A 12,516-nucleotide genomic window follows, 5' to 3' on the forward strand; every position below is an offset into this window, starting at 1 on the left:
TGAATTACCGATCCACTACAGGATGAAAATCAGCGGCTGAAGAAACTGGTGGCCGATCTGAGTCTGGATAAGGAGATGTTGCAGGAGGTACTGAAACAAAAGTTCTGAGGCCGGCTCAGAAGCGCCAGGCGGTGCATTTCCTGCAGGAAGCATACCGCATCAGTGTCCGCCGGGGATGCGGGTTGCTGATGCAGAGCAGAACTGTCTACCACTGGCAGAGCCGGCGTGACGATCGGGCGATAACCCAGCGTATCCGGGAGATCGCGGAAACCCGGATACGGTATGGTTGTCCGCGTATTCATATCCAGCTGCGGCGGGAGGGCTGGCTTGTTAACCATAAGAAAACACACCGGATTTACTGTCTGGAAGGCCTCAACCTGCGCAGAAAGCGCCCCCGCAGACATGTCAGTGCAGCACATCGCCAGCAACGTCCGGTCCTGACGCATATCGATCAGTGCTGGAGTATGGATTTCGTGTCGGATAATCTGTTTAACGGACGGCGTTTCCGGGCGCTGACTGTAGTCGATAATTTTAGTCGGGAGTGTCTGGCGATCCATGCCGGAAAGTCGCTGAAAGGCGAGGATGTGGTCGGTGTGATGGAAGGGTTGCGGGTGCTGGGTAAGCGCCTGCCAGTACGTATTCAGACAGATAACGGCAGCGAGTTTATCTCAAAAAGTCTGGATAAATGGGCGTATGAACACGGCGTGACCCTGGACTTCTCGCGCCCCGGAAAGCCGACAGATAACCCGTTCATTGAATCATTTAACGGCAGTCTGCGGGATGAATGCCTGAACATTCACTGGTTCCTGTCACTGGAAGATGCGCAGGACAAACTCGACAGCTGGCGCAGGGAATATAATCATGAAAGGACACATTCATCATTAAATGACATGACTCCGGCTGAATTCATCCGAAGTCTCCGGAAAGACGAAGATCTCTGATTTAGCACTGCACTGATTTTGGGCCAGGGTCAGTTTGACCATATCACTCATTATAGCTGGCCCTGGACGTGGGTTGTTTCCAACACCTATCGCCAGGCTGTTAATGCCTTCTATAAAACCACCTTCAAGACTGGCAGCAACTCCGATGAAGATATGCAATTAGAGCGGCAATTTATCTACGACAACCCAATCTGTTTTGGCGAAGAGTCGTTATTTTCACGCGTTGATGAAATTCGTGTGCTGGAGAAAACTGCCGACTCCGCTCGTATTTATGTTCGTTTTGCATTGACCAATGGCAACAGCGAAGAGCAAGAATTTGTTTTACAGCGGCGTGAGGGTAAGTGGGAAATTGCCGATTTTATCCGCCCAGGCGGCGGAAGTTTACTTAAACAGATTGAAGCGAAGACTGCCGCCAGATTACAGCGGTGAGCGGAATAATTAATACCAGATAAAGGAAACTGGAAATGAATAATCAACTGTTACTCTTTTTTCTAATGTTCATACTCACAGGCTGCGTCAGTAATGAAAAAATCAGTCATGTAGAAAATGATATTCATCTGATAAATATAAAAGTCGATCAACTCCAACAGGATATCAACGCGTTACGTCAGGAAATTCAGGTAGCGAAAGAAGCGGCAGAAAAAGTTAACACACGGCTGGATGATGCCGGAAGATGGCCAGACGGAATTTGGGCGCACCCGCCACGGTGGTAATACTCCACTAAACATCAATCAACCATTAATCATAACAATAAAAAACAGGGAGAAATAAATAATGAAAAAGACTTTCAGCGTGGGAACACTAATTCTGGTAACTGGCTTATTAAATGGGTGCGTCAATGAGCAAAAGGTCAATCAACTGGCGAGCAATGTGCAAACATTAAATGCCAAAATCACCCGACTTGAGCAGGATATGAAAGCATTACGCCCACAAATCTATGCGGCAAAATCTGAAGCTAACAGAGCCAATACGCGTCTTGATGCGCAGGACTATTTCGATTGCCTGCGCTGCTTGCGTATGTATGCGGAATGATAAAAAAATCCCCGACAGCGTGTCAGTTGCCGGGTTAGAGGCTGTTTGCTAAGAAAAAGCCAAACATAAGGACATGATTATGCGACGCTGGCACACCTGTTTTTGTATTCTGCTGTTCTGTGGCTTCAGCGGAAACGTGTTGTGCAAAGAATCGATTAATGAAGCGATAGAACGTTTGTACCAACCATTGATCAGTAATGACGATATACCAATAACTGATGAATTCAGTCTCGATTTGCGAAGTAATATGAGCGCTACTCCCGGCAAAATGACACCCTGGCTGAATAATAATCTTTTGTGTCGCTGTGTCGATGACGCTTTCGTTTCTGCAGAAATAATCCAAAGCACACACCTAAATGGCGGCCGAACGCATGTACTGTTGCAGCTGGTTATCAAACAAAATCGCACCGATGTCCACCGGTTACTGGGGCTGATGCTGGTTCGTGAAAATGATAATCATCGTTGGCTAATAGAAGACATCGATGACGGTACTGAAATCCCCAACAGTCTACGGGCAGAAATACGCGAAGATACGCGAATGAAACGCAGAGCTGTAATTAATACCCCCTCGAGCGATCATTTTTCTCATTCGATATCAATGACGGCACTACTTGCGCAGCCAGAAAAATACCATTTGCAAAAGGTGGTTGTCGAAGGTGTTGGCAATATTGAGTTTGAAGGCAACGCCTTATATTTAAATAAAGAATCCTGGGAAAATTTTGTTCAAAGTGATAGCGTGTGGTTGGATTTTGATTTCCCAAACCCAGTCGTGACCTTAGCTCGTGCTCGTCAGCTAAATGGCGATTATGTCCGGATAGCTGGAACATTTGATATGGATATACGAGGTCATTTTGGCATGTGGAGTGGGGGTATTACCGATATTACTTTGTATGAGCGCGTCACGACCCGTAAAGAGTTTGCGCGCCACAGAGAACAAGAAATCAAAAAATTACAGGCGGAATCTGCTAAAAATAATATGGAAACGACGACAAAATGAAGCCACTATTGTTAATCATTTCTATATTAATCCCCGGCATTCTTCTGGCCCAGTCTCCCTCATTAAATGTTGCACAACCTCGTGGGATGGCTCATCTATATGACAAGCAAGATTACGTTCTTCCTTTTATAACCAACACAGTTGCCTGATAAAAATAATAAACAACCTTAATCTGAATAATCAATGTTAAGAAAATGAAACTCTAGTTTCGCTAAAATCAAAGCAAGTGAGTAAATAAAATGCTGAAATGTCCTGTTTGCTTTAGCCATCCTGTTGCCTTGCCTCATGGCGTTTGTCAGACTTGTTATAATCGATTGAAAGCCTGGCATTATCACACCAGTAATTACTGGAAAGAAAGTTGGGGAACATGCACCAGTCCTCGTCTTTCGGCTCTTTATGTCGCTGTAATGATTGTTGATGCTGCAGGAGAGTCACAACTGGCAACCCGCAAAGAAAAAGAATGGCATCTGCGGCGATTGTCTTTTGTTAGCGATTGCATTGACCATCTTGATGATACAGATCTCTTCCCACTCACCCGTTCAGAGGTGAATACGTGTAAAAAAATAGCACTTGATTACTGGTGCCAGCCTTCATGTACCAAAACCTTAGACGAAATATCTCGAAATATCGATAAAATGCTCAAGATACAAAACCCATCCGATAGGGATGCCAAAACATTAATAAGTCTGATGGCATCAAGTGAAGAGAACCTCGATTTTTTATGGTGGCAATTCATCGAGAGTTCAGTAGATTGCATTGAAAATAAACTTAGCGAAGAAATATGGCTGTACTTATTTAACAAACATTTTTCACCTGAACTCCAGAGATGGGCGCAACAACAAGATAATAAGTATGAACTCTATTTTTCTTGAGAAAATTACAAATCACCCAAAAAAAATTAATATAAATAATTTTTTCTGGCATATTTTATGCATAACAATTAAAAGGCATAGTTATTATGATTAAAACCGAATTTGGTATTATTGATGAAATTGATGCCGATAAAAATTATAGTCACTATGAACCTGAAAAATATAATTGCGTTTATATTGATGATGACATTTACATTGATGAATGGTGGGAACAACTCCAGACAATAAAAACCTTCTATCATAGTTTAAATCGTCCAGGTTATGCGCTTGCTCGCTACGGAGTTACCATTATCCCACCAGATTCATTAAATCAGTTTCTTCATATTGTAATATCAGATCCAAAATTCCAGCACGATCCTTTACTTCTTTCTTTATCAGAAGTAATACAAAAAGCCATCAGAGAAAATAAACACATGATACATTTCGGCATATAAATAAATGCCTAATGAGATAGATTCTGAAGTAATATCCCCGGTAGCAATTCTGCTACCGGGAACAGCGAATTTAACGTCCGACCGCTGCTTTAGGGCGTTTCTTCGCGCCAGCATTCACCGGACGAGATTGCGTAGACGACGCTTTTTTTGCCGTAGCAGGCGTCTGACGCTGGGTCGCCATCGGCGTATGTTTGGTCAACGCTGGACGGGTATTGCGGTTCTGACGGCGAGCTTCGCGCATCTCTTCAATGGTTGGCGCAGGCACTAAGCAATCGCGACGGCTGCCAATCAGATGCTTTTTACCCATCGCTTCCAGCGCCTGGCGGATTAACGGCCAGTTTGCCGGATCGTGGTAACGCAACAACGCTTTATGCAAACGACGCTGTTTGTCGCCCTTCGGTACGAAGACGTCTTCACTCTTATAACCAATCTTCGCCAGCGGGTTTTTCCCGGTGTAATACATGGTGGTCGAGTTAGCCAGCGGCGATGGGTAGAAGTTCTGTACCTGGTCGAGGCGGAAGCGATGCTTTTTCAGCCACAGCGCCAGGTTCACCATATCTTCATCACGCGTACCCGGGTGCGCGGAGATGAAATAGGGGATCAGATACTGCTCTTTACCTGCCTGTTTCGAGTAGGTATCGAACAGCTCTTTAAAGCGGTCATAGCTCCCCATGCCCGGCTTCATCATCTTCGACAACGGCCCTTCTTCGGTATGTTCCGGGGCAATCTTCAGATAACCACCTACGTGATGGGTCGCCAGCTCTTTGATATAGCGCGGGTCTTCCACGGCAATGTCGTAACGCACGCCGGAAGCGATCAGGATCTTCTTGATACCTTTGAGATCGCGAGCACGGCGATAGAGATTGATGGTCGGTTCGTGGTTAGTGTCCATATGCGGACAAATATCCGGGTAAACGCACGACAAACGGCGACAAGTTTGCTCGGCGCGCGGCGATTTGCAGCGCAGCATATACATGTTGGCAGTTGGCCCACCGAGATCGGAAATCACGCCAGTAAAGCCTGGAACAGTGTCGCGGATCGCTTCAATCTCATTGATGATCGAATCTTCCGAACGGCTCTGAATAATGCGCCCTTCATGCTCGGTAATAGAGCAGAAAGAGCAGCCGCCAAAGCAGCCGCGCATAATATTGACCGAGAAACGAATCATTTCGTAAGCCGGAATACGGGCGTTACCATAAGCCGGATGTGGCACGCGCTTATACGGCAGCGCAAAGACGCTGTCCATCTCTTCGGTAGAAAGAGGAATAGCAGGCGGGTTGATCCACACATAGCGGTCGCCATGTTTTTGCATCAATGCGCGGGCGCAGCCTGGGTTAGTTTCGTGGTGCAGAATACGCGAAGCATGGGCGTACAGGACTTTATCGCCCTTCACTTTCTCGAAAGAAGGCAGCAACACGTAGGTTTTTTCCCACGGTTTCGGGCGCGGCGGCTGTACGGTAACGGCTTTGGCTTCTTGTTTTTTCGGCGCCACCGGTTTGTTATCCGCGCACGGCAAATCTTCGCCATACGGATGCGGGATCGGGTCGATTTTCCCCGGGGTATCGAGACGGGTGGAATCCACGCCGCTCCAGCCTGGCAGCGCCTCTTTCACGATAATCGCGGTATTGCGCACATCGCGGATTTCGCTAATCGGCTCGCCCATTGCCAGACGGTGCGCCACTTCCACCAGCGGACGCTCACCGTTACCGAACATCAGCATGTCGGCTTTAGAATCCACCAGCACCGAGCGGCGCACGGTGTCAGACCAATAATCATAATGCGCGGTACGACGCAGACTGGCTTCAATACCGCCGAGGATCACCGGCACATCTTTCCACGCCTCTTTACAACGCTGGGTATAAACCAGTGTGGCGCGATCCGGACGCTTACCTGCGACGTTATCCGGCGTGTAAGCGTCGTCATGACGCAAACGACGATCGGCAGTGTAACGGTTGATCATCGAGTCCATATTGCCTGCGGTAACGCCGAAAAACAGATTCGGTTTACCCAGACGCATGAAATCGTCTTTGCTGCTCCAGTCCGGCTGGGCGATGATCCCAACGCGAAAGCCCTGCGCTTCCAGCATACGACCGCAAATCGCCATCCCGAAGCTTGGGTGATCGACATACGCGTCGCCAGTAACCAAAATGATGTCGCAGCTATCCCAGCCAAGTTGATCCATCTCTTCACGAGACATCGGCAAAAACGGTGCCGGTCCAAAACAGGCGGCCCAGTACTGCGGCCAGGAGAACAGGTCGCGATCCGGTTGGATCAGGGAGATAGAGCTCATTTTGCTTCCAGAAATGGTAAAAAAATAATCAAAGGCCGGGGATTATACGCTGTATCACGCGCGGAAATGAAGTGATGTTGATAAACGGTGACGAAATACCCTGGTGAAGTTTTCACTGCCGATCGGGGCAAACACATTTAAGGCTAGCGGTATCGTGGCAACTGCCGCTACTATTTATGCCGATCAGCAACGTTCAGGTCATGTTGCACGACGATCGGCTATCCGAGGACACCCACAGTAAGGCAAGGTATGGAACAGGTTATTACAAAGCGCCGCTATTACGATATTGGTCTACAGATTGAAGAGTTGCTGTATTCAGGCGTATTCAAAGCCGGAGAGCGCTTACCTTCAGAACGTGAACTGAGCGAGCGGTTTAATACCAGCCGGACTACCATTCGTGAAGCCATCATTATGCTGGAACTGAAAGGCGTACTGAATGTGAAGCAAGGGTCAGGGATCTTCTTTGTCGATTCCACCGATAAGCTCAATCAGAAATCATTAATGCCTTATTCAGAAATTGGCCCGTTCGAACTGTTGCAGGCACGCCAGGTGATCGAGAGCAATATTACCGGTTTTGCAGCCAGCCAGATCAGCTTTAACGAATTACAAGAATTAAAGAAAATCATTAGCTTGCAGGAAAAGGCGATCGCAGCGGAAAGTGATAAATTTGAAGAGCTGGATCACCGATTTCATAGCCTTATTGCCGAAGCAACGCAAAATCGTGTGCTGATCAAACAAGCCGCCGAATTATGGCGGGCAGTGCGCACAGAAAACCCCCGCTGGAAGAAGCTGAACTACAAGTATTTGCACGAAAAGCCTTTGCGTCTGCAATGGCTGGAAGATCACCGGGCTATTGTCCTTGCGCTGCAACAGAAAGATTCAGAGCTTGCCAGAGAAGCGTCCTGGAACCATCTGGAAAACAGCAAAAATGAACTGATCAAAATCTTCAAACAAGACGCTTCCATTAGCGACTTTGATGACTTTTTCTTCGCTCGTTAACCTTCATTTATCCAGAGCTGACGTGAAAAATGACGCTGGCTCTGCATCACCCCTCATCTGGTACAATCTATCTTGTTAATTGGTCTAATAAATTATCAACGGACTGATGATAAAGCGCGCTTTGCTCGTGCCGAATGCAGCGTGAATACCTAATCTGGCATAACAAATTAAAATTAAATACGTTACACAATCATCGCCAGCCTGATCAGCGTAGCGCATCAGGCAGTTTTACGTTTGTCATCTATCTCAAATCACTTCCTCTTGTTCTGTTCCGTACTTTTACCTTTCTCTGCAAGCGTGATGCATCTCTCTGTTTTTGGTCTAATGAATTATGTAAATTGGTCTACACACACCAACTACCAGGAGTAAGCACATAATGTCAGGGAACGAGAGCATCACTGTCGCCCACCATGATCAGGTCACCACCTGGCCTCGAGACGGGTTACAGGCTGATATTGTCCATATTGGTTTTGGCGCTTTTCATCGCGGACACCAGGCTGTCTATACTGATCTTACTAATCAGCTTTCGAACACCCGCTGGGGGATCTTTGAAATCAACCTGTTTGGTGATGCTCAACTGATCGAAAACTTAAATGCGCAAAATGGGCTGTTTTCGGTGGTGGAAACGTCTGCATCGCAATCTACCTCACGCCTTGTACGCTCGGTGACTGGCGGTATCCATACCCCCGTGGACGGTATTGCCGCAGCAATCCAGAAATTGACTGAACCTCAGGTAAAAATCGTTTCATTAACCATCACCGAGAAAGGCTATTGCCTCGATTCGCAAACGCGATCACTTGATCTCACCAATGGATTAATCAAACACGATCTACAAAATCCGGATGCGCCTCAGTCGGCTATTGGCTTGATCGTTTGTGCTTTGCAACAACGCAAAGCGGCCGGACTTGCCGCGTTTAGCGTACTCTCCTGCGATAACTTGCCAGACAATGGGCATCTGACGCGAAATGCCGTTCTCGGTTTTGCCCGACAACTGGACCTGCCCCTGGCTCAGTGGATCGAAGAAAATGTCTCATTTCCAGGCACGATGGTCGACCGCATTGTTCCGGCAATGACCGAATCGCAATTCGCCTTACTGGAAACTAAAACTGGTTATGCCGATCCCTGCGGGATTGTCTGCGAATCATTTCGCCAGTGGGTGATCGAAGATAATTTTGTGCATGGGCGACCGGAATGGGATAAAGCAGGCGCGATGTTTGTCAGCAATGTTCAGCCTTATGAAGAGATGAAGTTACGCATGTTAAACGGTAGCCATTCATTTCTGGCTTATAACGGCTCACTGGCAGGCTATGAATTTATCTGGCAATGCATGGAAGACGCTAATTTTCGTTCCATTACCCGCCATCTGATGATCAATGAACAAGCCCGAACACTTAATCCTGATTTAAATATCGACGTCCAGGAATACGCCGACCTGTTAATTGAACGCTTTAGCAACCGTAATGTTGCACACCGTACGGGGCAAATCGCTATGGATGGTTCGCAAAAGCTTCCCCAGCGTGCGCTAACTCCCTGGCTTAAATTGCATCAGCAAAAGCAAAACAATGCTGTTCTGTCACTGCTCGTTGCTGGTTGGTTGCATTATGTCATTGAAGCTGTTGAGAAAAGCCAGTCTGTCGCTGATCCAATGAATGAACAATTTCATGCGCTAATAAAGGAACAACAAGACGCATGGCAACAGGCGCTCGCATTACTGCACCTTAGCGCCATATTTGGTGAATTAAGCAATCATCAGCCCTTTATAAATGAAATAAAAATTGCCTTTGCAAATATAAAAAACAAGGGCATCAAGGCCACAATCAGCCAATTATTATCGGACGAGCAGAAATGAAAACATTAATTTGTCAGCAGCCTGGCGTTATGGAGTATGTGGAAAAAGATATTCCCGTGCCAGCAGATAACGAAGTGCTATTAAAAATTAAAGCCGTGGGTATCTGTGGTACGGATATTCACGCATTTGCCGGCAGACAGCCTTTTTTTAGCTACCCACGTGTATTAGGTCATGAAATATGCGCCGAAGCAGTTTCACAAGGCAGTCAGTGTCAAACGGCACAATCAGGCCAGCGCTATTCCGTTATCCCATGCATTCCGTGTGGCGAGTGCGCTGCCTGTCGGGAAGAGAAAACGAACTGCTGTGAACGTGTTTCGCTGTATGGCGTGCATCAGGATGGGGGTTTTAGTGAGTACCTTGCGGTACGTGAAGACAACCTTGTGCCGCTCCCTGACGAGGTCAGCGACAGCGCCGGCGCATTGGTTGAATGCTTCGCCATTGGGGCACATGCCGTTCGTCGGGCTGAGATCAAGGCTGCACAAAACGTACTGGTGATTGGCGCCGGGCCAATCGGTCTGGCAACGGCAGCCATCGCCAGGGCTAAAGGGGCGCAGGTTGTTGTTGCTGATATTGATAGTCAACGTCGCCAGCACGTTGTGGATAATCTTGCTATTAATGCCTTCGATCCCACACAGGAAGGTTTTATTGCCGCGCTTAGTGAAGTGTTTGGCGGCGAACTGGCTTGCGTCGTACTTGATGCTACGGGAAATAAAGCCTCGATGAGTCAGGATGTCAATCTTATTCGTCATGGCGGCAAAATTGTTTTCATCGGTTTGTATATCGGTGAACTCGTTATTGACGATCCGACTTTCCATAAAAAAGAGACAACGTTACTCAGTAGTCGCAATGCCACACGGGAAGATTTCACGTTAGTTATTGAACTGATGCGCAGCAATAAAATTCACGAAAACTTAATGAAAAACCAGGAATTTAATTTCTTTAATGTTGGCGAAAATTACCAACGTAACGTTGTAGAAAATAAAAATATGGTCAAGGGTGTGATCACTTTTTAAGGGAACAAAGATGACAACTGTTTATGTCGGTGAAGCAAATTTAAAATCACTGGTACACCACAAATTATATACTGCCGGGCTGGATACTAACACCGCACAACAAGTTACGGATGTTTTAGTACATGCCGATATTACCGGTGTGCATTCTCACGGTGTTATGCGTGTCGAACATTATTGCACTCGCCTTGCTGCCGGAGGGTTAAATAAAACCGCGCAATTTAGTATTGAGCAAATATCACCGTCAGTGGCCATTCTCGACTCTGATGACGGGATGGGGCATTCAGCATTAATTAGCGCCACAGAGCACGCCATCAAACTGGCACAGGAAGAAGGTCTTGGGTTTGTTAGCGTTAAAAACGCCTCTCACTGTGGCGCGTTGTCTTATTTTGCAGAGATGGTCACCAACCAAGGATTGATTGCTATCGTAATGACGCAAACCGATACCTGCGTAGCGCCTCATGGCGGTGCCGGGCGCTTTTTGGGAACTAACCCCATCGCCTTTGGCTTTCCGGTGGAAAACAGCCATCCGATGATTGTTGATATGGCGACCAGTGCCACGGCTTTCGGCAAAATACTTCATGCAAAGGAAACCGGAAAACATATTGGTGAAGGACTGGCGATAGATAAAGACGGTAATGGCACCACTGATCCGCATAAAATTGAAAACCTGTTACCTTTCGGTCAGCACAAAGGTTCAGGCATTGCGCTGGCTATAGATGCACTGACTGGCGTGCTGATGAATGCGAATTTTGGTAACCATATTGTTCGCATGTATGGCGATTATGACAAGATGCGTAAGCTGGCAAGTTTGGTTATTGCCATCGATCCGAAAAAGCTCGGCAATCCTGTTTTTGCTGAAACTATGGCGCAAATGGTCACGGAACTTCATGCCGTTAAACCGGTTCCCGGCGTTGAAAAAGTATTAGCACCGAACGATCCACAAATGCACTATAAAGAAAAATGTCAGCAGGAAGGTATTCCCGTTCCGGCAGGGATTTTCCATTATCTGACAGAGAATTAATAATCTCTTTTTATTCTAACGATAGAAAAGCGCTGTATTTATCGTTTCTGTTATATTAACCAGGAGCAGGATATGAAAGCACTTCGTCCTCTGACGGCATCGCTTATGCTGTTGACCAGTTGTTTATTAATTTCCAATACCACACTGGCAAAAACAACATTAAAACTCAGTCATAATCAGGATAAAAGCCATGCTGTCCATAAAGCATTAAGCTATTTAGCTGATAAAACCAAAGAATATTCTAATGGTGAACTAGTTATTCGTATTTACCCAAATGCGACATTGGGTAACGAGCGCGAATCACTGGAACTAATGAACTCTGGCGCATTGCAGATGGTGAAAGTGAATGCTGCGTCACTGGAATCTTTCGCCCCGGATTACAGTCTTTTCAGTCTGCCTTTCTTATTCCGCGACCGTGAGCATTATTATCGCGTTCTGCAAAGCGATTTAGGTAAACAAATACTCAAGTCATCAGAAAGCAAAGGTTTTGTGGGTATTACGTATTATGACGGCGGTGCGAGAAGTTTTTATTCCAATAAACCGATTACAAAACCTGAAGATTTAGCAGGAATGAAAATTAGGGTTCAACAAAGCCCCAGCGCCATTGCAATGATGAAAGCGCTTGGCGGTGTCGCCACACCGATGGCTCAGGGAGAACTTTACACTGCGCTCCAGCAAGGTGTTGTTGATGGCGGAGAGAACAATACCGTTGTCTATTCTGATATGCGTCACGCCGAGGTGGCAAAAGTCTATTCACGTGATGAACACACCATGGTGCCTGATGTGTTAATTATCAGCACCAATGTGTTGAATAAACTTGGCGACAAAGAGCGTACGGCATTATTAAAGGCAGCCGATGAATCAATGATGCAAATGAAAGATGTCATCTGGCCTGCCGCTGAAAAAGAAGCCTACGACAAAATGAAAGAGATGAACGCAACAGTGGTTGATGTTGATAAATCCGCTTTCAAAGAACGCGTAAAACCGCTATACGATGAATTTAAAGCAAAAGATGCACAATCGGCCAAAAACCTTGAGCAAGTAGAAAGTATGTAACCCTAATGGGCA

At 46.5% G+C, this 12,516-nt stretch carries 12 protein-coding genes and 1 pseudogene; 12 read left to right on the plus strand and 1 reads right to left on the minus strand.

The genetic code is table 11. The features are described from left to right. Window positions 1–15: 15 nt before the first annotated feature. The 7 genes and pseudogenes from D9734_RS21110 to D9734_RS21140 form a co-directional block, all read left to right on the plus strand. Window positions 16–941, plus strand: a pseudogene (locus D9734_RS21110) (IS3 family transposase); the annotation flags it as partial. A gap of 18 nt (window positions 942–959) precedes the next feature. Next, on the plus strand, window positions 960–1,370 hold the full coding sequence (locus tag D9734_RS21115; RefSeq protein ID WP_240780554.1) for a hypothetical protein: 411 nt from the start codon (window positions 960–962) through the stop codon (window positions 1,368–1,370). A gap of 35 nt (window positions 1,371–1,405) precedes the next feature. After that, window positions 1,406–1,654: an LPP leucine zipper domain-containing protein gene (locus D9734_RS21120; RefSeq protein WP_130210311.1), complete on the plus strand. Its 249-nt coding sequence runs from the start codon at window positions 1,406–1,408 to the stop codon at window positions 1,652–1,654. 61 nt (window positions 1,655–1,715) lie between these two features. Continuing rightward, entirely contained in the window at window positions 1,716–1,973 is a 258-nt protein-coding gene (gene yqhH, locus D9734_RS21125; protein ID WP_130210313.1) for a lipoprotein YqhH, read from the plus strand. Between the two features lie 79 nt (window positions 1,974–2,052). Beyond that, entirely contained in the window at window positions 2,053–2,970 is a 918-nt protein-coding gene (locus D9734_RS21130) for a hypothetical protein (protein WP_130210315.1), read from the plus strand. 239 nt (window positions 2,971–3,209) lie between these two features. Further along, window positions 3,210–3,842, plus strand: a complete 633-nt coding sequence (locus D9734_RS21135; protein WP_240780555.1) for a hypothetical protein — start codon at window positions 3,210–3,212, stop codon at window positions 3,840–3,842. Window positions 3,843–3,928: 86 nt separating this feature from the next. Further along, entirely contained in the window at window positions 3,929–4,276 is a 348-nt protein-coding gene (locus tag D9734_RS21140; protein ID WP_130210317.1) for a hypothetical protein, read from the plus strand. A gap of 70 nt (window positions 4,277–4,346) precedes the next feature. Here D9734_RS21140 and D9734_RS21145 read toward each other — a convergent pair whose 3' ends face one another. Next, complete coding sequence (locus D9734_RS21145; RefSeq protein ID WP_000095187.1) at window positions 4,347–6,566, minus strand: YgiQ family radical SAM protein; 2,220 nt, start codon at window positions 6,564–6,566, stop codon at window positions 4,347–4,349. Between the two features lie 249 nt (window positions 6,567–6,815). On the opposite strand from D9734_RS21145, the gene D9734_RS21150 reads away from it, so the two are divergent. From D9734_RS21150 to D9734_RS21170, 5 genes are all read left to right on the plus strand, one after another. Then, entirely contained in the window at window positions 6,816–7,565 is a 750-nt protein-coding gene (locus D9734_RS21150) for a FadR/GntR family transcriptional regulator (protein ID WP_130210319.1), read from the plus strand. Between the two features lie 376 nt (window positions 7,566–7,941). Beyond that, entirely contained in the window at window positions 7,942–9,414 is a 1,473-nt protein-coding gene (locus tag D9734_RS21155; RefSeq protein WP_130210321.1) for a mannitol dehydrogenase family protein, read from the plus strand. Beyond that, window positions 9,411–10,427 carry a zinc-binding alcohol dehydrogenase family protein gene (locus D9734_RS21160; RefSeq protein ID WP_130210323.1) on the plus strand — a complete coding sequence of 339 codons (1,017 nt, stop codon included), beginning with the start codon at window positions 9,411–9,413 and terminating at the stop codon, window positions 10,425–10,427. The genes D9734_RS21155 and D9734_RS21160 overlap by 4 nt, the downstream gene beginning before the upstream one ends. Window positions 10,428–10,437: 10 nt before the next feature. After that, complete coding sequence (locus D9734_RS21165) at window positions 10,438–11,448, plus strand: Ldh family oxidoreductase (RefSeq protein WP_130210325.1); 1,011 nt, start codon at window positions 10,438–10,440, stop codon at window positions 11,446–11,448. Window positions 11,449–11,520: 72 nt separating this feature from the next. Then, complete coding sequence (locus tag D9734_RS21170) at window positions 11,521–12,504, plus strand: TRAP transporter substrate-binding protein (RefSeq protein ID WP_130210327.1); 984 nt, start codon at window positions 11,521–11,523, stop codon at window positions 12,502–12,504. Window positions 12,505–12,516: the final 12 nt, after the last annotated feature.

It is taken from the genome of Escherichia sp. E14S1, from assembly GCF_004211995.1.
In the GTDB taxonomy this organism is placed as follows: Bacteria; Pseudomonadota; Gammaproteobacteria; order Enterobacterales; family Enterobacteriaceae; genus Escherichia.

Coding starts and splice junctions, on each gene's coding strand:
- D9734_RS21155 (WP_130210321.1), top strand. CDS start 7,942: ATGTCAGGGAACGAGAGCATCACTGTCGCCCACCATGATCAGGTCACC.
- D9734_RS21160 (WP_130210323.1), top strand. CDS start 9,411: ATGAAAACATTAATTTGTCAGCAGCCTGGCGTTATGGAGTATGTGGAA.
- D9734_RS21145 (WP_000095187.1), bottom strand. CDS start 6,566: ATGAGCTCTATCTCCCTGATCCAACCGGATCGCGACCTGTTCTCCTGG.
- D9734_RS21135 (WP_240780555.1), top strand. CDS start 3,210: ATGCTGAAATGTCCTGTTTGCTTTAGCCATCCTGTTGCCTTGCCTCAT.
- D9734_RS21165 (WP_130210325.1), top strand. CDS start 10,438: ATGACAACTGTTTATGTCGGTGAAGCAAATTTAAAATCACTGGTACAC.
- yqhH (WP_130210313.1), top strand. CDS start 1,716: ATGAAAAAGACTTTCAGCGTGGGAACACTAATTCTGGTAACTGGCTTA.
- D9734_RS21170 (WP_130210327.1), top strand. CDS start 11,521: ATGAAAGCACTTCGTCCTCTGACGGCATCGCTTATGCTGTTGACCAGT.
- D9734_RS21120 (WP_130210311.1), top strand. CDS start 1,406: ATGAATAATCAACTGTTACTCTTTTTTCTAATGTTCATACTCACAGGC.
- D9734_RS21130 (WP_130210315.1), top strand. CDS start 2,053: ATGCGACGCTGGCACACCTGTTTTTGTATTCTGCTGTTCTGTGGCTTC.
- D9734_RS21140 (WP_130210317.1), top strand. CDS start 3,929: ATGATTAAAACCGAATTTGGTATTATTGATGAAATTGATGCCGATAAA.
- D9734_RS21150 (WP_130210319.1), top strand. CDS start 6,816: ATGGAACAGGTTATTACAAAGCGCCGCTATTACGATATTGGTCTACAG.